Source organism: Roseateles sp. P5_D6 (assembly GCF_054049415.1).
The window spans coordinates 239,691-258,580 of sequence record NZ_JBFUMK010000002.1 but is presented as its reverse complement, the minus strand read 5'-3'; the positions used below and the strand labels follow the sequence as shown (position 1 = coordinate 258,580).

18 protein-coding genes are annotated in these 18,890 nt (G+C 67.4%); 14 read left to right on the top strand and 4 right to left on the bottom strand.

Features of this window, described 5'->3' with window-relative positions:
* Window positions 1–204: 204 nt before the first annotated feature.
* Both ACXJKM_RS03235 and ACXJKM_RS03230 read right to left on the bottom strand, forming a co-directional pair.
* A complete protein-coding gene (locus tag ACXJKM_RS03235; protein ID WP_457350203.1) occupies window positions 205–1,692 on the bottom strand; it encodes a carboxypeptidase M32 in 1,488 nt (495 codons plus the stop codon).
* Window positions 1,693–1,945: 253 nt separating this feature from the next.
* The gene (locus tag ACXJKM_RS03230; protein WP_457350201.1) at window positions 1,946–2,443 is read right to left on the bottom strand and encodes a YqaA family protein; all 498 of its coding nucleotides are present in this window, start codon (window positions 2,441–2,443) and stop codon (window positions 1,946–1,948) included.
* 63 nt (window positions 2,444–2,506) lie between these two features.
* Here ACXJKM_RS03230 and dusB point away from each other — a divergent pair, with 63 nt between their 5' ends.
* The 12 genes from dusB (at window position 2,507) to ruvC (ending at window position 13,452) form a co-directional block, all read left to right on the top strand.
* A complete protein-coding gene (gene dusB, locus ACXJKM_RS03225; protein WP_457350199.1) occupies window positions 2,507–3,571 on the top strand; it encodes a tRNA dihydrouridine synthase DusB in 1,065 nt (354 codons plus the stop codon).
* Between the two features lie 19 nt (window positions 3,572–3,590).
* Window positions 3,591–3,839: a helix-turn-helix domain-containing protein gene (locus tag ACXJKM_RS03220; RefSeq protein ID WP_056202949.1), complete on the top strand. Its 249-nt coding sequence runs from the start codon at window positions 3,591–3,593 to the stop codon at window positions 3,837–3,839.
* Window positions 3,840–3,954: 115 nt separating this feature from the next.
* A complete protein-coding gene (gene purH, locus ACXJKM_RS03215; RefSeq protein WP_457350197.1) occupies window positions 3,955–5,535 on the top strand; it encodes a bifunctional phosphoribosylaminoimidazolecarboxamide formyltransferase/IMP cyclohydrolase in 1,581 nt (526 codons plus the stop codon).
* A gap of 252 nt (window positions 5,536–5,787) precedes the next feature.
* Window positions 5,788–7,206: a coniferyl aldehyde dehydrogenase gene (locus ACXJKM_RS03210; RefSeq protein WP_457350195.1), complete on the top strand. Its 1,419-nt coding sequence runs from the start codon at window positions 5,788–5,790 to the stop codon at window positions 7,204–7,206.
* A 2-nt stretch (window positions 7,207–7,208) separates the two neighbouring features.
* Window positions 7,209–8,849, top strand: a complete 1,641-nt coding sequence (locus tag ACXJKM_RS03205) for a GMC family oxidoreductase (RefSeq protein ID WP_457350193.1) — start codon at window positions 7,209–7,211, stop codon at window positions 8,847–8,849.
* A gap of 2 nt (window positions 8,850–8,851) precedes the next feature.
* Window positions 8,852–9,139, top strand: a complete 288-nt coding sequence (locus ACXJKM_RS03200) for an antibiotic biosynthesis monooxygenase family protein (RefSeq protein WP_457350191.1) — start codon at window positions 8,852–8,854, stop codon at window positions 9,137–9,139.
* Between the two features lie 30 nt (window positions 9,140–9,169).
* Window positions 9,170–9,712 (top strand): GNAT family N-acetyltransferase, encoded by a 543-nt coding sequence (locus ACXJKM_RS03195; RefSeq protein ID WP_457350189.1) that lies wholly within the window; start codon window positions 9,170–9,172, stop codon window positions 9,710–9,712.
* Window positions 9,709–10,098, top strand: coding sequence for a GFA family protein (locus ACXJKM_RS03190; RefSeq protein ID WP_457324200.1), 390 nt, complete (start codon window positions 9,709–9,711; stop codon window positions 10,096–10,098). Before ACXJKM_RS03195 ends, ACXJKM_RS03190 begins: the two co-directional genes overlap by 4 nt.
* A 108-nt stretch (window positions 10,099–10,206) precedes the next feature.
* On the top strand, window positions 10,207–11,088 hold the full coding sequence (locus ACXJKM_RS03185) for a tetratricopeptide repeat protein (RefSeq protein WP_457350187.1): 882 nt from the start codon (window positions 10,207–10,209) through the stop codon (window positions 11,086–11,088).
* 45 nt (window positions 11,089–11,133) lie between these two features.
* Entirely contained in the window at window positions 11,134–11,784 is a 651-nt protein-coding gene (locus tag ACXJKM_RS03180) for a lysophospholipid acyltransferase family protein (protein ID WP_056202975.1), read from the top strand.
* The gene (locus ACXJKM_RS03175; RefSeq protein WP_457350185.1) at window positions 11,784–12,764 is read left to right on the top strand and encodes a phosphatidate cytidylyltransferase; all 981 of its coding nucleotides are present in this window, start codon (window positions 11,784–11,786) and stop codon (window positions 12,762–12,764) included. Before ACXJKM_RS03180 ends, ACXJKM_RS03175 begins: the two co-directional genes overlap by 1 nt.
* 139 nt (window positions 12,765–12,903) lie before the next feature.
* Complete coding sequence (ruvC, locus tag ACXJKM_RS03170) at window positions 12,904–13,452, top strand: crossover junction endodeoxyribonuclease RuvC (protein ID WP_457350183.1); 549 nt, start codon at window positions 12,904–12,906, stop codon at window positions 13,450–13,452.
* 46 nt (window positions 13,453–13,498) lie between these two features.
* Here ruvC and ACXJKM_RS03165 read toward each other — a convergent pair whose 3' ends face one another.
* On the bottom strand, window positions 13,499–13,984 hold the full coding sequence (locus ACXJKM_RS03165) for a PEPxxWA-CTERM sorting domain-containing protein (protein WP_457350181.1): 486 nt from the start codon (window positions 13,982–13,984) through the stop codon (window positions 13,499–13,501).
* Between the two features lie 20 nt (window positions 13,985–14,004).
* A complete protein-coding gene (locus ACXJKM_RS03160) occupies window positions 14,005–17,034 on the bottom strand; it encodes an ExeM/NucH family extracellular endonuclease (RefSeq protein WP_457350179.1) in 3,030 nt (1,009 codons plus the stop codon).
* 105 nt (window positions 17,035–17,139) lie between these two features.
* Between ACXJKM_RS03160 and ACXJKM_RS03155 the strand changes: the two genes are divergently transcribed.
* Together ACXJKM_RS03155 and ACXJKM_RS03150 are read left to right on the top strand one after the other, a co-directional pair.
* Window positions 17,140–18,558: a sodium:solute symporter gene (locus tag ACXJKM_RS03155; RefSeq protein WP_457350177.1), complete on the top strand. Its 1,419-nt coding sequence runs from the start codon at window positions 17,140–17,142 to the stop codon at window positions 18,556–18,558.
* 46 nt (window positions 18,559–18,604) lie between these two features.
* Window positions 18,605–18,880 carry a hypothetical protein gene (locus ACXJKM_RS03150; RefSeq protein ID WP_457350175.1) on the top strand — a complete coding sequence of 92 codons (276 nt, stop codon included), beginning with the start codon at window positions 18,605–18,607 and terminating at the stop codon, window positions 18,878–18,880.
* Window positions 18,881–18,890 lie beyond the last annotated feature (10 nt).

Here is an 18,890-nt window from a genome sequence, read left to right as displayed (position 1 = left end):
CTGTTCGCGTTGCAGCGGCCCAGTCCGGGACTCCACAAACCGGGCGCCACGCGCGGAGAAGGCCGGGGGGCCGGGGAAGCGCAGTGGATTGAAGAGAGAGAGATCGTTGTTGAAACTGATTGGGCCGCTCCCGCAGGAGCGGCCCTTTTTTTGTTCCCACACCCCAGCGCAAGCTGTCGACAAGCTGTCTGTCTTTGCTTGAATTCAGCTGCCGAGATAGCGGCTGCGCAGATGGGCCTCGAAATGCGCCGGGTTCAAGGCCTCGCCGCTGGCGCGCCGCACCAGTTCGGGTGTCTCATAGCGGCTGGCCGTCTGCCAGACATGGGTGGACAACCAGTCGAACACCGTGCCCAGCTCGCCGCGGGCAATCTGCGCATCCAGGTCGGGGCGCTGGGACCGCATCGCCGCAAACCACTGCGCCGCGTACATGGCGCCGAGCGTGTAGCAGGGGAAGTAGCCAAACAGGCCGGCGGGCCAGTGCACGTCCTGCATGGGGCCGTCCTTGAAATTGCCGCGCGTGTCCAGGGCGAGCAGCTCGGCCATCTTGGCGTCCCACAGCGCCGGGATGTCGTCCACCTCGGCCTGGCCTTCGATGAGGGCGCGCTCGATGTCGAAGCGCAGCAGGATATGCGCGGGGTAGGTCACCTCGTCGGCATCGACACGGATGAACCCGGGCTTCACGCGCGTCAGCAGCTTGTTCAGATTGCTGGGCTCGAAGGCCGGTTGGTCGCCGAAATGCTTCACCAGCAGCGGTGACAGCAGGCCGGCGAAGGCCGGGTGGCTGCCGAGCTGCATCTCGAAGGACAGGCTCTGGCTCTCGTGGATGCCCATGGAGCGCGCCCGGCCCACTGGCTGGCCGAGCAGGTCGCGCGGCAGGTTCTGCTCGTAGCGGCCATGGCCCGTCTCGTGGATGGTGCCCATCAGGCTGGGCAGGAAGTCATCCTCGCGATAGCGCGTCGTCATGCGCACGTCCTCGGGCACGCCGCCGCAGAAGGGGTGGGTACTTTCGTCCAGGCGGCCGGCCGCGAAGTCGAAGCCCATCAGCTTCATCGCGTCCAGGCCGAGGGCCTTCTGAGCCGCCGTGGGGAAGGGGCCGACGGGCTGGATAACGGTCTCACCGGCCTGCTTGGCCGTCACGTCGCGGATCAAGCCCGGTAGCCAGCCGCGCAGCGGTGCAAAGGCCGCCTCGACGTCGGCACTGCGCATGCCCGGCTCGTAGTTGTCGAGCAGCGCGTCGTACCTGGACAGGCCAGCGCTCTGCGACAGCGCTTCAGCTTCCTGACGCGCAATCTTCAGCACCTCGCGCAGGTTCGGCGCGAAGCCGGTCCAGTCGTTGGCCGGACGCTGGCTGCGCCAGGCGTGTTCGCAGCGGTTGTTGGCCAGGCTCTTGGCTTCCACCAGCGCCTGCGGCAGCGCGTTCGCGGCGCGCCAGACGCGGCGGATCTCGCGCAGGTTGGCGCGCTGGCCCTCGTCCAGCGGCTCGGCGTCGGCAGCCTCCAGCAGGCCGGGCAGGGCCGGGTCGGTGGCCAGTTGGTGCAGCAAGCCGTCCATCTCGGCCAGGGCCAGGCTGCGCGCCTCGTTGCCCTTGGCCGGCATGTTGGCGGCCTGGTCCCATTGCGCGATGGCCTGCAGGTGGCCGAGGTGGTGCAGGCGCTGCTGGCGCGTGGCCAAATCTTGGTAGGCAGAGGTCATGTCAATCCACGTAGTGGGATATTGGAACTTGCGGGCCGAGCGCTGGGCCGCTCCCGAGCCGGCCCGCGCTGGCGATGTGCTGGCGGCTCGATGCCGCCAGCATCGCCGTCCCCGCGGGGGCTGAGGCCGGACACGGCAAGTCCTGTGGACTTGTGGTGCCTACCGAAGGGCAGCCGCTCCGTCGGCTGCGCGGTCTGCAAGACCGACCGGGCTCGTCCGCGTTCAGCCGGGCGAGATTGGGCGAGGGGCAGCGTCATGACAACCAGGTCTCCGGAATCAGCCAAATCAAAGCCACGGTGTAGAGCAAAAAACGCAGGAACTTGCCCAGCGCCATCCAGCCCACGCAGGGCCAGAACGGCAGCTTGAGCCAGCCGGCCACGGCGCAGAGCGGGTCGCCGACGATGGGCAGCCAGCTCATCAGGCAGGCCTTGGGGCCGAAGCGCTGCAGCCAGCGCATCGCACGTGAGTGCGAGGGCTCGTGATGCTTCACCGCCTCGACCGCCTTCTCGGCGCCGTAGCCTATCCACCAACTCGTCATGCCGCCCAGCGTGTTGCCGATCGTGGCCACCGCAATGACGGCCCAGAACATGCTCGGGTCCGCCTTGACGACCAGGTAGACGGCCGGCTCCGAGCCTAGCGGCAGCAGGGTGGCCGAGACGAAAGTGATGACGAAGACGGCCACCAGCCCGACCTGGGGCAGAGCCAGGGCGGCGAGCAGCTCGCTGATGAATTGACCGAGCCAGGCTTCCATGGCGGTCATTGTCGGTGCGGGCGGGTGGCTACAATCTCGCCTCTTTTTTAAGCAGACCCTCTCGTGCAAATCGGCCCCCACCTTCTCCCCAACCGGCTCTTCGTGGCGCCGATGGCAGGGGTGACGGACCGGCCCTTCCGCCAGCTCTGCCGCCGCCTGGGTGCGGGCTATGCGGTCAGCGAGATGGTCACGTCGCGCAAGGAGCTGTGGGGCAGCCTCAAGACCTCACGCCGGGCCGACCACAGCGGTGAGCCGGGGCCCATTGCCGTGCAGATTGCCGGCACCGACGCGGTCATGATGGCCGAAGCCGCGGCCTACAACATCGACCGCGGCGCCCAGATCATCGACATCAACATGGGCTGCCCGGCCAAGAAGGTCTGCAACAAATGGGCGGGCTCGGCACTGATGCGCAACGAAGCGCTCGCGCTGGAGATCGTCGAGGCCGTCGTCGCGGTGTGTGCCAAAAGTGGCGTCACTGGCGGCGTGCCCGTCACGCTGAAGATGCGCACCGGCTGGAGCGCCGATGAGCGCAATGCGCTGCGCCTGGCCCGCTTGTTCGAGTCGGCCGGCATCGCGATGCTGACCATCCACGGCCGCACGCGCGAGCAGGGCTACAAGGGCCTGGCCGAGTACGACACCATTGCCGCCGTGAAGACAGCGCTGACTATTCCCGTCGTCGCCAACGGCGACATCGACTCGCCCGAGAAGGCGCGCGACGTGCTCGCCTACACGGGCGCCAACGCCTTGATGATCGGCCGTGCCGCCCAGGGGCGGCCCTGGATCTTTCGCGAGGTGGCCCACTTTCTGGCGACAGGCGAACACCTAGCCGCGCCCACCGTGCTTGAAGCACGCGACTGGCTGACCGAGCATCTGCACGACCACTACGGCCTGTACGGTGCGCTCAGCGGCATGCGCAGTGCGCGCAAGCACATCGGTTGGGCCGTGCGCGGCCTGCCCGGCGGCGAAGCCTTCCGCCAGCACATGAATACGCTCGAGAGCTGCGACCTGCAGTTGCAGGCTCTGCGTGACTGGTTCGATGAACTCGGCCAGACCCACGACCGGCTGCCGCCCACCGTCGCGGCCGCCAACGACGAAGACGCACAGGCCGACGAAGCCTGTGCCGCCTGAAACCCATTCGCGCCCTGTCATGAGTGCCCAGAAGAACACCACGCCCAACCCCATCGACGCCTGTGTGCGCGACAACCTCGAAGCCTTTTTTCGTGACCTCGACGGCCAGGAGCCGCATTCGATGCACGAGATGCTGGTCAAGCTGGTCGAGAAACCACTGTTCGAGATCGTCATGCGTGAAGCCGGCGGCAACCAGAGCAAGGCCGCGCAATGGCTGGGCATCAACCGCAACACGCTGCGCCGCAAGCTGACCGATCACAATCTATAAGACTTTGCGGGTTGGACCTTTGAGCAAAGCGAAAAGCTCCGACCTCAACTGAACATGCTTTGCGGGTTGGACCTTCGAGCGCAGCGACAAGCTCCGACCCCAACTGATCAAGAATATGACCCAACTCACTGCACTGCTCTCGGTCTCCGACAAGACCGGCATCCTTGAATTCGCCAAAGAGTTGCACGCTCTGGGCGCCAAGCTGCTGTCCACCGGCGGCACGGCCAAGCTGCTGGCCGACGCCGGCCTGCCGGTGACGGAGGTGGCCGAGCACACCGGCTTCCCCGAGATGATGGACGGCCGCGTGAAGACGCTGCATCCCAAGATCCACGGCGGCCTGCTGGCCCGTGGTGACACGCCCGAGCATGTCGCGGCGATGGAGAAGCACGGCATCACGCGCATCGACATCCTGGCCGTCAACCTCTACCCCTTCGAGGCGACCGTGGCCAAGCCCGGCTGCACGCTGGAAGACGCCATCGAGAACATCGACATCGGCGGCCCGGCCATGGTGCGCAGCGCGGCCAAGAACTGGAAGGACGTGACGGTGCTGACCGACGCGGCCCAGTACGCCGGCGTGCTCGACGAGCTGAAGGCCTACGGCAAGACCAGCGACAAGACACGCTTCGCCTGCTCGGTGGCCGCCTTCAACCGCATCGCCCAGTACGACGCGGCCATCAGCAACTACTTGTCCGCGTTGCAGGAAGACGGCAGCAAGACCGAGTACCCAGCGCAGATGAACGCCACCTTCGTCAAGGTGCAGGACCTGCGCTACGGTGAGAACTCGCACCAGAGTGCGGCCCTCTATCGCGACCTGTTCCCGGCACCTGGGTCGCTGGTCACCGGCAAGCAGCTGCAGGGCAAGGAACTCTCGTACAACAACATCGCCGATGCCGATGCGGCCTGGGAATGCGTAAAGAGCTTCGACACGCCCGCCTGCGTCATCGTCAAGCACGCCAACCCCTGCGGCGTGGCCGTCGCAGCCTCTGCGGCTGAGGCCTACAGCAAGGCCTTCAAGACCGACCCGACCAGCGCTTTTGGCGGCATCATCGCCTTCAACCGCGAAGTGGACGGCGCGGCGGCCCAGCTCGTCGCCAAGCAGTTCGTCGAAGTGCTGATGGCTCCCAGCTTCAGCGCCGAGGCGCTGGAGATCTTCAAGGCCAAGGCCAATGTGCGCCTCATGCAGATCGCGCTGCCGCCGGGCGGCCCACGCCCCTGGGACCAGGGCCGCAACGCGGGCGACAGCAAGCGCGTCGGCTCGGGCCTGCTGCTGCAGACGTCCGACAACCACTTCCTGAAGAAGGAAGACCTCAAGGTCGTCACGACGCTGCAGCCCACGGCCCAGCAGCTCGACGACCTGATGTTCGCCTGGACCGTGGCCCAGTACGTGAAGAGCAATGCCATCGTCTTCTGCGGCGGCGGCATGACGCTGGGTGTCGGCGCCGGCCAGATGAGCCGCCTCGACTCGGCCCGCATCGCCTCCATCAAGGCCCAGCATGCGTCCTTGAGCCTGCAGGGCTCGGCCGTGGCCAGCGATGCTTTCTTCCCCTTCCGCGACGGCCTGGACGTGCTGGCCGACGCGGGCGCGAGCTGCGTCATCCAGCCGGGTGGCTCCATGCGCGACGACGAAGTCATCGCTGCCGCCAACGAGCGCGGCATCGCCATGGTGGTCACAGGCGTACGCCATTTCCGCCATTAAAGAGCCCCTCGTCCAAGGAGTACCTTGGCCGGTCCCCCGAGGGGACGGCGATGCTTGCCGGATTGACCGGCAAGCACATCGCCAAGGCGGGCCGGCTCGGGAGCGGCCCAGCGCTCGGCCCGCAAATCCCATGAAATGCCCGTGTCACCTCGGGGACTAGACGCGCGCCTCTAGTCCAGGGCCTCCCCCGATGGTGGGGGCCCGTCTTGCGGTTAGCCTCGACGCACTAGATCGAGAACCGGAGACATGCCCATGGACACCGCCCTGCAGGAGCGCCTGCATCTGGCGCTGACGGCGCAGCGCCGCGCCTACGAGGCCGACCGCATGCCCTCGTACGAGGTGCGCCGTGACCGCCTGCAACGGCTGCTCAAGATGACGCGCCAGCACGGCGAGGCGATCGCTAGCGCCATGGCCCAGGACTTCGGCCATCGCGCCCGCCAGGAATCGCTGCTGGCCGACATCTTCACCGTCGAGTCCGGCGCCCGCCACGCTATCAAGCATCTGCGCCGCTGGATGAAGACCCGGCGCGTCGCCACGCCGCTGCACTTCCTGCCCGGCCGCAATGTGCTGATGCGCCAACCGCTGGGTGTCGTGGGCATCGTGTCGCCCTGGAACTACCCCTACTACCTGGCGATGGAGCCGGCCGTCGCGGCGCTGGCCGCCGGCAACCGCGTGCTGATCAAGCCGTCCGAGCTGACGCCGGCCACTTCCGAGTTGATGGCCCGCCTCGTCGCCGAATACTTCAAGCCCGAAGAGATGCAGGTCATCACCGGTGACGCCGAAGTGGGCAAGGCCTTCACGACGCTGCCCTTCGACCACCTGTTCTTCACCGGCTCCACCGCCGTGGGCCGCCACGTGGCCCAGGCCGCGGCCAGGAACCTGACGCCGGTGACGCTGGAGCTCGGTGGCAAGTCGCCGGCCGTCGTCGACCGCAGCTGCAACCTCGACCTGACCGCGTCGCGCCTGGCCTTCGGCAAGCTCTTCAACGCCGGCCAGACCTGCGTCGCGCCCGACTACCTGCTGGTGCCCAAGGAGATGGTCGAGCCGCTGAGCCAGAAGATCCTGGCCGAGATGCGCCGCATGTACCCGCGCATCGCCGGCAATGCCGACTACACCAGCATCGCCACGCCGCGCCACCACGCGCGGCTGCAAGGCCTGCTCACCGACGCCGCCGAGCGCGGCGCCCGCGTGCTGCGCAGCCATGACGAGCAGCCCGATCCGCAACAGGACCGCCGCCTGGTGCCGGCCCTGCTGCTGGACGTGCCGGCCGAGGCGACCGTCATGCAGGAAGAAATCTTCGGCCCGCTGCTGCCCATCGTCGGCTACGACAAGGTCGACGAAGCCCTGGCCCACATCAACCGCGGTGATCGCCCGCTGGCGCTCTACTGGTTCGGCACCGACAGCGCTGCGCGCGACCACGTCATGCGCGAAACCCATGCCGGCGGCGTGACCATCAACGACTGCCTGTGGCATCTGGGCCAGGAGGAGCAACCCTTCGGTGGCGTCGGCGCCAGTGGCATGGGCTCGTATCACGGTGAGTGGGGCTTCCGTACCTTCAGCAAGGAGAAGCCGCTGTTCATCCAGTCGCGCTTCGCCGGCACCAAGCTGTTCCAGCCGCCTTACGGTGCCACCTTCGAGAAACTCCTTTCGCTGCTGCGACGCATCGCCTGACCATGAACGACCCTCAAGCTTTCGACGAGACCCACGACGTCATCGTCATCGGCGGTGGCTCATCCGGCTCGGCGCTCGCCGGCCGGCTGAGCGAAGACCCCGGCACCCAGGTGTTGGTGCTGGAAGCCGGTGCCGACGTCAGCAACTGGCTGGGGACGGTGCCCACGGGTGCCGTGCTGATGGTGCCCAGCAAGCTGCACAACTACGCCTTCGAGACGGTGCCGCAGCCGGGCCTGAATGGCCGCCGCGGCTATGTGCCGCGCGGCAAGATGCTCGGTGGCTCGTCGGGCATCAACGCGATGGTCTACATCCGCGGCCAGCGCGAGGACTACGACCACTGGGCCGCGCTCGGCAACCCCGGCTGGGGCTGGAGCGATGTACTGCCCCACTTCATCAGGAGCGAGGGCAACGACACCTTCGGCGCCCCGCTGCATGGCCGCGATGGGCCGTTGAAGGTCAGCCAGCTGCGCACTGACAACCCGCTGCAGGCGGCCTGGGTGGCCGCCGGGCGAGAGGCGGGCCACGTCATCAACGCCGACTTCAATGGCGAAACGCAGGAAGGCGTTGGCATCTACCAGGTCACGCAGGACCGCGGCGAGCGTTGCAGTGCGGCCCGCGCCTACCTGCGCCCGCACCTCGGCCGGCCCAACCTGCGCGTGACCGTGCAGGCGCAAGTTCAGCGCATCCTGTTCGACGGCCGCCGCGCGGTGGGCGTGGAGGTGAAGGTGGGCGGCGTGTTGCGTCGGCTGCAGGCCAGGCGCGAGGTCGTGCTGGCGGCCGGCGCCATCCAGTCGCCGCAGCTGCTGATGCTGTCCGGCGTGGGCGATGCGGCGCAACTGCAGGCGCAGGGCATCGCCGTGCTGCACCACCTGCCCGGCGTGGGTGCCAACCTGCAGGACCACCCGGACTTCGTGTTCGGCCTGCGCAGCAGCAGCCTCGACACCTTTGGCCTGTCGCTGCGCGGCGGGTTCGCTTTCTGGCGCGCCGTCCAGCGCTACCGCGCCGAGCGCCGCGGCATGCTGACCAGCAATTTCGCCGAAGGCGGTGGCTTCCTGCGCACCAGTGCCGCGCAGGCGCGGCCGAACATCCAGCTGCACTTCGTCGTCGCCGCCGTGGAAGACCACGCGCGCAAGATGCGCCTGGGGCACGGCATGTCCTGCCACGTGTGCCTGCTGCGCCCGCAGAGCCGCGGCACCGTCAGGCTGGCTGGTCGCGACGCCGGCACCGCGCCGCTGATCGACCCAGGCTTCTTCCAGCATGCCGACGACATGGCGCAGATGGTGGCCGGCTTCAAGCTCACGCGCGAGCTTCTGCACCAGCCGGCGCTGCGCGCGCACTGGCGCACCGAGATGTGGAGCACCGAGACGCACTCCGACGCCGACATCGAAGCCTTGCTGCGCCAGCGCGCCGACACCATCTACCACCCCGTGGGCAGCTGCAAGATGGGCACGGACGCGATGGCCGTGGTGGACGCCGAGCTGCGTGTGCACGGCCTGCAAAGCCTGCGCGTGGTGGATGCGTCCATCATGCCCACGCTGATCAGCGGCAACACCAACGCACCGGCCATGATGATCGGCGAGAAGGCGGCGCAGATGATGCAGGCTGCAGCCCGCCAGCCCGAGGTCGTTGCGCAGGCGGCCTGAGCATGATCCTGGAGATCGCGCAGCTTCAGGTGCGGCCTGGTCAGGGCGCTGAGTTCGAGAGGGCCTTTGCCGTCGCGCAGGGAATCATCTCGTCCATGCCCGGCTACCTGGGCCATGAGCTGCAGCGCTGCCTGGAGCGCGCCGATCACTACATGCTGCTGGTGCGCTGGGAGAGCGTCGAGCACCACGAGGTAGGCTTTCGCAAGTCCGAGGGCTACCAGGAATGGCGCCGGTTGCTGCACCACTTCTATGACCCGTTCCCGACGGTGCTGCACTACGAGCAGATTTGAAGCCTCGGGATGCGAACATGCGGTCCACGCATGTACAGCCCGCCACAAATCCGCCACGCCACGCCTGAGGACGCTGCCGCGCTCGCGGCCTTCGGCGCCCAGGCCTTCGCCGACACCTACCGTGACCTCAGCGACGCGCAGGAGATCGCCGACTATGTCGCCGAGCACTTCCAGCCCGAGGTCATGGCTGGCGTCATCCTGGACACCACCTGCACGGTGCTGCTGGCCTGGGTGGACGAGCAGCTCGCCGGCTACGCCATCGTCAAGGTCGAGCCTGCGCCCGATTGCGTGACGGGCCCCGACCCCATCCATCTCTGGCGCATCTATCTCGGCGAGGGCTTCATCGGCCGCGGCCTGGGCGCGGCGCTGATGCATGAGGTGCATGCCGTGGCGCGCCGGCGCGGGGCGCAGACCCTGTGGCTGGGCGTCTACGATCGCAATGTGCGCGCCGTGGCCTTCTACGAGCGCTTCGGTTTCGCCCAGGTCGGCGGCCAGGAGTTCCTGTTCGGCGGCCAGATCTACATCGACCCGGTCTACGCGGCCGCTGTGTGGCCAGAAAAGGTGCGGACATGATCGAAGGTTCCTGCCTGTGCGGCAGCGTACGCTGGCGTTTCGACGGCCAGCCTGACGGCGCAACCGCCTGCAACTGCACAGCGTGTCGTCGCTATGGCACGCTTTGGGCCTACGACTACGTGGACGAAGGCATCTACATCACCGGCTCTACGCAGGCCTATGTGCGCGGCAAGGCGTTGGAATTCCATTTCTGCCCGACCTGCGGCTGCGTGACGCATTGGCGCGGGCTGAGGCTGGAAGCCGACGGGCGCCGCCGCATTGCCGTGAACCTGCGCCTGGCCGAGCCCGATGTGGTGGCGAGCATCCCGATCGATCACTTCGACGGGTTGGATACCTTTGACGACCTGCCGCGCGACGGGCGCTGCGTGGCGGACTATTGGTTCTAGTCCTACAGGTAAAGCCTTGAAACCGCACGGCTCGTCGCCAGATCAGGGGCGCAAACTGCCGTCTTCCCACGCGCGTGGCGGGTGGGTGATGGTTTGAGGAGTGTTGCGATGAAATTCCCCCGATTCCTGCTGCTGTGCATGGCCCTGCTAGGCACGCTCTGGCTGGGCAACGCCCAGGCGCTGCCTAACGTCGACGAGGTGCAGGCCGCTGCTCAGCGTGGCGACTACGCCGGCGCGGAGAAGATGATGCGCGAGGTTGTTGCGGCCAAGCCCGACAGCCCGCGCGCCCATTACGTGCTGGCCGAGATCCTGGCCCACCAGCGCCAGTTCCCTGAAGCCGCCGAGCACACGCGCCGCGCTCGCGCGCTGGACCCTGCCATCAAGTTCGCCGACGCCGCCAAGTTCAATGCCTTCGAACAGTTGCTGCAGCGTGAGCAGGCCGGGGTGGCGAAGTCCGTCGCGCCGACTGCCGTCAATGCGGCACCGCCGATGCGCGCCGCACCGGTCGAGCGCAGCGAGAGCGGTGGTGGCGTGTCCCTCTGGCTGCTGATCGGTGGTGCCGTCATCTTCATCTGGCTGGCCATGCGCTGGATGCGCAACCGCACCGCCGCGCAGAGCCAGCAGCCGGCCATGGCGGGTGGTTATGGCGCGGGCGGCTATGGCGCTGGTTATGGGCCTGGCGGCATGCAGGCGCCTGGCTCGGGCGGCCCCGGCATGCTCGGCGTTGGTCTTGGCGTAGCGGGTGGCGTTGCCGCCGGCATGCTGGCCGAGAAGCTGCTCCATGGTGGCCATGACGAACGCAGCGTTCCGCGTGACACCGATACCAGCGGCGGCCTGATCCCCGGCAGCTTTGATTCCGGTGGCTCCAGCAGCGCCGCCGACGAACTGAGCCGCCGTGACGTCGACTTCGGCAGCGGCGACGGTTGGGGCGGTGGCGACGCCGGCGGCGGCGATTTGGGTGGCGGTGGCGGCGGCAGCGACGACTGGTAAGTCCTCACGGGCTGGCGCGGGGGCGGGCCCCGATAATCCCGCCCCATGACGCCAGCCGCTTTCACCGGCCAGTTGCTCTCCTTCATTGCCCGCCTCATCACGGGGGCTCAGGGCCACTGGAAGGGCTGCCCGCCGACGGCGGAGCAGCGCATCTACATCGCCAACCACCAGAGTCACTTCGATCTCGTCCTGATCTGGGCTGCCTTCCCGCATGATCTGCGCGCCACCACGCGCGCCATCGCCGCCCGCGACTACTGGACGACCAGTGCCCTCAAGCGCTGGCTGACCACCTCGGTCTTCAACGCCATCTACGTCAGCCGTACGCGCAGCAAGCCCGACGAGGACCCGCTGGAGCCCCTCGTCGAGGCACTGGCCAACGGCGACTCGCTGGTCATCTTTCCCGAGGGCACGCGGTCCAACAAGGGCAACCCGCAGCCCTTCAAGTCCGGCATCTACCACCTCGCCGAGCAATTCCCGCATGTGCAACTGATCCCGACCTGGATCGACAACGTGCAGCGCGTCATGCCCAAGGGCGAGGTCGTGCCCGTGCCCATCCTGTGCACGGTGACCTTCGGTGCCCCCATCCAGCTGCAGGCCGGTGAGAGCAAGGCCGACTTCCTGTGCCGTGCCCGCGAGGCCGTCATGGAGCAGCGGCCCGACCCCTACTGGGTCGGCCGCGAAGAGGAGGGCCACTGATGCGCTGGCTCAAGGCCTTGACGCCCAGCGAGCAGGTGGCGCTGCTCTTCGTCGTGCTGTTCGGCTTCCTGATGCTGCTGACGATCGGGCTGTTCCTGAATTCGCTGCGCGAGCGCGAAAGCGAGGATGAACGCCTGAAGTCCCAGCTCGCCTGGGAGCGCGTGCGCCGCGACCTGCGCGCCGCCTGGATCGGCGGCTGCATGTTCTGGGTGGCGTGGATTTCCGGGCCGCTCGGCGCGACGCTGCTGTTCGCGCTGTTCTCCTTCCTGGCGCTGCGCGAGTTCATCACCCTCGTGCACACCGAGCGCAGCGATCACCGCACCCTCATCGTCGCCTTCTTCGTGCTGCTGCCCATCCAGTACATGATCTGCGGCACGCGCTTCTTCGACCTGTTCACCGTCTTCCTGCCCGTCTACGGCTTCCTCGTGCTGCCCATCGTCAGCGCGTTGGCGGGCGACCCGCGGCGCTTCCTGGAGCGCAACGCCAAGATCCAGTGGGGCGTCATGGTCTGCGTCTACGGCCTGTCGCACGCGCCGGCGCTGCTGCTGCTGGATATTCCGGGCAATACCGGCCGCGGCGCCTTCCTGCTGTTCTTCCTGGTCATGGTCGTGGCGGCCTCGCAGATCGCGCAGGAGATCGCCACCCGCGCGATGCGCCGCCGCCCGGTGGCCCGGCAGATCAGCCGCAGCTTCTCGATGCGGGCGTGGTGGATCGGCACCTGCACCGGCGCCCTGGCGGGCCTGCTGCTGTACTGGATCACGCCGTTCAAGGCCGGCCAGGCGCTGGCCATGGCCTTCCTGACCGCCGGTGCTGCGGGCTTTGGCGGCCTGGTCATGAAGGCCCTGAAGAAGGACGCCGGCGTGCTGTACTGGGGCAACCGCAGCTCCATCACCGGCGCCGTCGGCCTGCTCGACCGCATCGCGGTGCTGTGCTTTGCGGCGCCAGTGCTGTTCCATTCGGCGAACTGGTACTACCGATGAGGAGCCTCGGCATCGACCCTGGCCTGCAGACCACTGGTTTTAGTTCCGGCCCGTCGCTGCCGCGACTTCACGACCGCTGCGCGCTCATGAGCCTGCACAGAAACCTCGCTACCGTCGCCACCACGGGTGTTGTGCCGTCATGAGAATTCTCGGCATCGACCCTGGCTTGCAGACGACCGGTTTTGGTGTCATCGAAGCCGACGGCCCGCGCCTGGCCTATGTGGCCAGCGGCACCATCAAGACCAACGCCGTCGCCACCGGCGACCTGCCGGCGCGGCTGAAGATCCTGTTCGATGGCATCCGCGAGGTCACGGCGCGCTACCAGCCGCAGTGCGCGGCGGTGGAGATCGTCTTCGTCAACGTGAACCCGCAGTCCACGCTGCTGCTCGGCCAGGCGCGCGGCGCGGCCATCACCGCGCTGGTGTCCGCCGACCTGCTCGTCAGCGAGTACACCGCCCTGCAAATGAAGAAGGCCATCGTCGGCCACGGCCACGCCAAGAAGGAGCAGATCCAGGCCATGGTGCAGCGCCTGCTGAACCTGCCCGGCCTGCCCGGCAAGGACGCCGCCGATGCGCTGGGCATTGCCATCATGCATGCCCACGCACGGGTCACTTTCGAGGCCATGGGTCGCAGCACGACGCTGGAGCGGCGCCAGCATGCGCAGTTCAAGGGCGGGCGGACGTACTAGGAAAAACGGCCCGCCGAAGCGGGCCGTCGTATGCCGTGAAAGCCGTTCAGGACTTGCGGCGCCGAGCCATGAAGCCAACGAGGCCCAGGCCGCCCAACATCAGCGCATAGCTCTCCGGTTCTGGCACGGCGGAGATGCTGTAGCCGCCACTGCCCTCGGCGCCAATGGCATGGGTGTAGTGCAGAAATGCATCGCTGGCATCCACGCTGCCCGAGTTCAAGGTGATGAGCCAGCCAGGACCGCCAGAGGCGTAAGACAGGCCGAGGAACACGCCGTCCTGGTAGTCAGCGCTGGAGCCGGTCTCCAGCGTGTAGTTCACAGACATGAAGGTCATCGAGAAAGCCGACAGCGGAACGGCCTCGAAGCCACTCCCGGTCAGTGCGGTGGTGTCGACCGTATAGCTGCCGGAGAAGGTCAGGCCGAGCACCGAGGGCGAGCCGGCATCGATGGCGCCGTTGAAGTTGTAGCTGACGGCTTGTGCCGACGTGGCGAGCAGCGCGGCGGCAGCGATGAGCAGGGGGCGGAATTGCATGATGGTTGTCCTTGCGGGAATCAGAATTTGAACGAAGCGGCGTTGACTGCGCTGCAGAGCACGGCCTTGAGCTTGACCATCGGGCGCGACGTGGCGGCGCCGGCCGAGCCATCAGGGTCGTAGCCGATCAAGGCGCCGTCAGCCTGGTTGGTGCAGGTGACATGGCCGGTGGCCAGTGGATCGGCGCTGGTGATGTGCACGCTCTTCAAGAGTTCGGTGAACACGAGGGTGTCCTGGCCGGGCTTGAAATCGGTGACGGTGTCCAGGCCGTCACTGCCAGTGCGGTACACGAACTGGTTCTTGCCGCCCTTGCCGGTCATCGTGTCACGGCCCAGGCCGCCTTCGAAGACGTCGTCACCGTCGGTACCCACGAGGGTGTCGTTGCCATTCGTGCCGTAGACGGTCTTGACCAGGTTCAGCCCAATCAACATCGGGTCATGGTCCGAGGCACGGAACTGGTTGGGCTGGTACCAGTCGTTGCCAGCGGCCTTGTCCTCGGTGTTGTAGTCGATCCACTCGGGCTCGTCGGCATTGATGTGCCAGCTGGTCGCGCCCGTCACCTTGGCGGCGATGGCGGCGGTGCCCAGGCCATGGTCGAGGCGGCCGGCGCTGGCGTCGAAGACATAGCTGTAGTCGGCCGGGTCGAACATGCTGACGAGGTCGACGATGCCGGCGCTGGTCAGCAGGTCGATCGGGTCTTCCTTGGCGTAGGAATTGAAGTCGCCGAGCATGATGACGCGGTCGGTACCGGCCGTGGCCGTGACGGTGGGCAGCCAGTCCAGCAGGCGCTGGGCCTGCTGCTTGCGCTGCAGGTTCCAGCAGCCCTGCAGGTCGCCGGTGTCGCCGTTGGCGCCGGTGCCGCAGCTGCCCTTGGACTTCAGGTGGTTGACGACGACGGCGAACTTCTCGCCGTTGGGGGCCACGAAGCCCTGGGCAAAGGTCGGCCGGTTGTTGATGGCGTTGTCGTCGGACATCGACGCACCCATCAAGCCGAGCTTGGCCGGCTTGTAGATCATGGCCACGCGGATGGCGTCGGTGCCCGTGGTGGGCGGCAGCGGCACGGCGGCGTAGGTGTTGACGCCCATCATGGCGTTGAGGCCGTCGACGAGGTTCTGCACCGCGAAGTTGCCGCTGTTCTGGATCTCCATCAGGCCGACGACGTCGGCGTTCAGGCCCGACAGGGCGGCCAGGATCTTGGTGCGCTGGCGATCGAATTCCGCCTGGTTGTCCGCGCCGCGGCAGCCGGCGCTCGGGCAGGCGCCACCGCCCGGCACGGCGCTGCCGTTGGTGAAGGTCGTGAAGAAGTTCAGCACATTGGAGCTGGCCACGCGGACATTGCCGCCCACGGCCGGCGGCGCCAGCGGGCGCGCGATCGGGCGGGCGAACACCGGCGCGGCGGTCGGGTGGATCTTGTAGGCCAGCGGGCCGGTGGCCGAGTCGGTCGAGGGGCCGAAGTCGACGACACCGGTCACGCCATCGACCGTGTCACCAGCGCGCACGGTGCCGTCCTGCCACAGGTAGGGCGTGGGGTTGGGGAACTTGGTGGCGCTGCTGTCATCCAGCACGACGCTGCGGGCCAGGTTGGCGGCCTGCATCGCCAGTGCCGCCGGGCCGGGGCGCAGCACGTTGGTGGGGTTGAGCGTGCGGCCGCCGGCCGACACGGTCAGCTGGCCCCAGCTGCCGACGAAGTTGGTCTGGTTGACGGTCAGCGGGTCGGTGATGTGGACCAGCATGCCCTCATAGCGCTCCATGTCGGACTGGCTGGCCAGGGTCGCCAGGCTGACCTCGACCGGCAGGGGCAGCGGATTGCCGGTGCTGACGACGGAGACGTTGGTGACGCTGCTCAGCTCGGTCAGCGGGTTGGCCTGGCTGGCGGCGCTGCTCGAGACCGAATATTCCTGCACCTTGGCCGACACATTGACCTTGTCGCCGACGGCCACGGTGGGCGCCGTGCTCGTGAACACGAAGATGCCGTCGGAGGTCGCCGGGTCGCCGTCGCCGTCCGGGTCCTGCAGGTAGAAGCCGTTGTTGATCAGCTTGGTGACGACGCCACCGGTCGTGACGCTCGTGCCATCCATGCCGCTCTTGGCACCCGAACCCTGGATGGCGGGGATTTTGACGACACCGCTGACCGACAGCTTGAATGTGCAGCTCGCCGTCTGGGCTTCGTCGTTGTCCCACTTCAGGCCGAGGTTGTAGTTGCCGGCCGCGAGTGTGTTGTCGACGTTGATCTGCTGGGTCGCAGCCACGCCATCGGCGCTTGCGCCGACGAAGCTGCCCAGAGTCACACCGGCGGGCAAGGCGCCGACCACGCTGGCCGCGTTGACGCGGCTGTCGCTGTCGGTGGCGCTGACGACGAAGCTGGAGGCTGCGCCGGACACGGCGGCCTGGTCGGGGCAGCTCGGGATGATGGGCTGGTTGACGTTGCCGCCGCCGCAGAGGTTGGCGGGCGTGGCGCCATTGCGCGGGCTGACGGGCCCAACCGTGAAATCGGCGCTGTTGGCGTTGGTGTCGGTGCAGCCGGCTGCGTTGCGCAGCGCAGCCGTAGTGGCGGCCAGCGCGGGCGTGGGGCTGCCTTCAACGGGCGTCGAGCTGCCGTAGGACAAGATGTCTTCCACGCCGGTCGGCGCAGCCACGGCAGGCAGCGTCGTGCCATTGGTGACGAGGGCGACCTTGCCCGAGGCGCCACTCATGTTGATTGCGCCCGACGTGACGTCGATGTCGGGTGTGGGGAGTGCCACGCCCGCGGCGCCGCCGGAAGCTTCGGCGATCAGGTAGTAGCGGCCCGGCTGCAGCACGACGCCGGCCGGGATGACGGTCTTGTTGGTCCAGCTGGTGCCGGCGGCCGAGGCGTACTGCACCGACCAGCCGCCAATCGTCACCGGCGTCGTGCCGGCGTTGAAGAGCTCAATGAAGTCGCGGCTGTAGGTGGCGTTGGCGTTGCCGCCCCCGCCATAAACCTGGCTGATCACAACCCCGCTGGTCGAGGCCAGCACGGCGGGCGCGGCGAAGGCCGCGGCGAGGAGGGAGACCAGTGGTTTGATTCGCATGACTATTTAGTAAAAATTGCCGCAATGGGCGCGGATGCTAACGACCACCTGTGACGGTTTGACCCGCCGCATTCAGGGGGGTGCCATCGGGCATGATCCCGGCCCATGTCGCCAGCACTGCTTTTGCTCGGGGTTCTCACCTATTTCGCGCTGCTATTGGTACTGGCGCGGTGCGTCTCGCACGGTTCCGGAGCTGAGGGTTTCTATGTGGGGGGCAGGGAAAGTCCCTGGCCGGTCGTTGCCTTCGGAATGATCGGGACGTCGCTGTCCGGCGTCACTTTCATCAGCGTGCCGGGCTCGGTCGCGATCAGCGGCTTCACCTATCTGCAGATCGCGGTTGGCCAGGTCGTCGGCTATGCCGTCATCGCCCTCGTGCTGCTGCCGGCCTATCACCGCCTCAAGCTGGCCTCGATCTACGGCCTGCTCGGTGACCGGCTCGGCCCCGCAGCGCAGCGCCTGGGTTCGGCCTTCTTCGTGCTGAGCCGCACGCTGGGTGCGACGGCACGGCTCTACCTCGTCGTGGCCGTGCTGCACACGCTGATCCTGCAGCCGCTCGGCGTGCCGTTTGGGGTGGGCGCGGCGGTCGTGCTGGTGATGATCCTGCTCTACACAGTGGAGGGCGGCGTGAAGGCGCTGGTGTGGACGGACACGCTGCAGACCGCGGGCATGCTGACCGGCTTGGTCGTCTGCTTGGCGCTGCTGTGGCAGACCGGTGCGTTGGCGCAGATCGATGCCGCTGGCCTGAGCCGCGTCTGGGTCGGCGATCCGCTCTCCCGCGATTTCTCCGCCAAGGCGCTGCTGGCCGGCATGTTCATTGCCATCGCGATGACGGGGCTGGACCAGGAAATGATGCAGAAGAGCCTGTCGGTTGCGAAGCTCCGTGACGCGCAGAAGAACGTGCTCGTGCTGGCCGTGCTGATGCTCGTCGTTGTTGCGGCCTTCCTGCTGCTGGGCGGGCTGCTGACGCTGTTCGCTCAAGCGCACGGCATCGCGGTCAAGGGCGACGCACTGTTCCCCACCGTCGTCATGCAGTACCTGCCGGCCTGGGTGCAGGTCGTCTTCGTGCTGGCTCTGGTGTCGGCGCTATTGCCCAGCGCCGACGGCGCGCTGACTGCGCTGACGGCCAGCACCTGCCTGGACCTGCTGCGCCTGCCACGCGAGGACGTGCGCACGCGGCGGCGCGTGCACCTCGGCTTTGCGGTGCTGTTCCTGGCACTCGTGCTCGGCTTCAAGGCCCTGGACAGCACCAGCATGATCTTTCTGATCCTGAAGCTGGCGGGCTACACCTACGGGCCGCTGCTAGGGCTGTTCGCGTTTGCAATGTTCACGCCAAGGGCGGTGCCGGGTGCCGCCCTGGTCGGCGTTTGCGTGGCCGCGCCGCTGCTGTGCGCGGTGCTTGATTTCGGACAGCCTTGGGGCGGTTATCAGATCGGGTTGGAATTGCTCTTGCTAAACGGCGTGCTGACCTGGACGGGTTTGTGGCTGGCGGCGCGGCGGCCGGCACGGAGGGAGAACATCGCATGAGTCCTGAAATGACCTTGAAGCCCTTGCGGCCCTGGAAGGAAGTCCTGTGCGACTGGGTAGCCGAGGTGGCCTTGAAGGTCGGCCGGCCGGGGGCCGACTTGCTGGAGCGCGCCCTGAGCCTTATGACTTCAGCCCGGAACGCTATGTCGAAATCCGCTATCCCTTCGGTTGCACGCACAAGATCAACGCGGCCTTTGTCGTGGTCAGGCCAGCGGCCAGCCTGGCCGCCGTGTTTTCGGAGCATGCCGGCTATCTGGAGTTCGAGCTGGTCGAGGGCTGCGCGGTCGTGGAGATCCGGGAAGACATCTATTGGCAGAGCTAGGGCTTCGCCG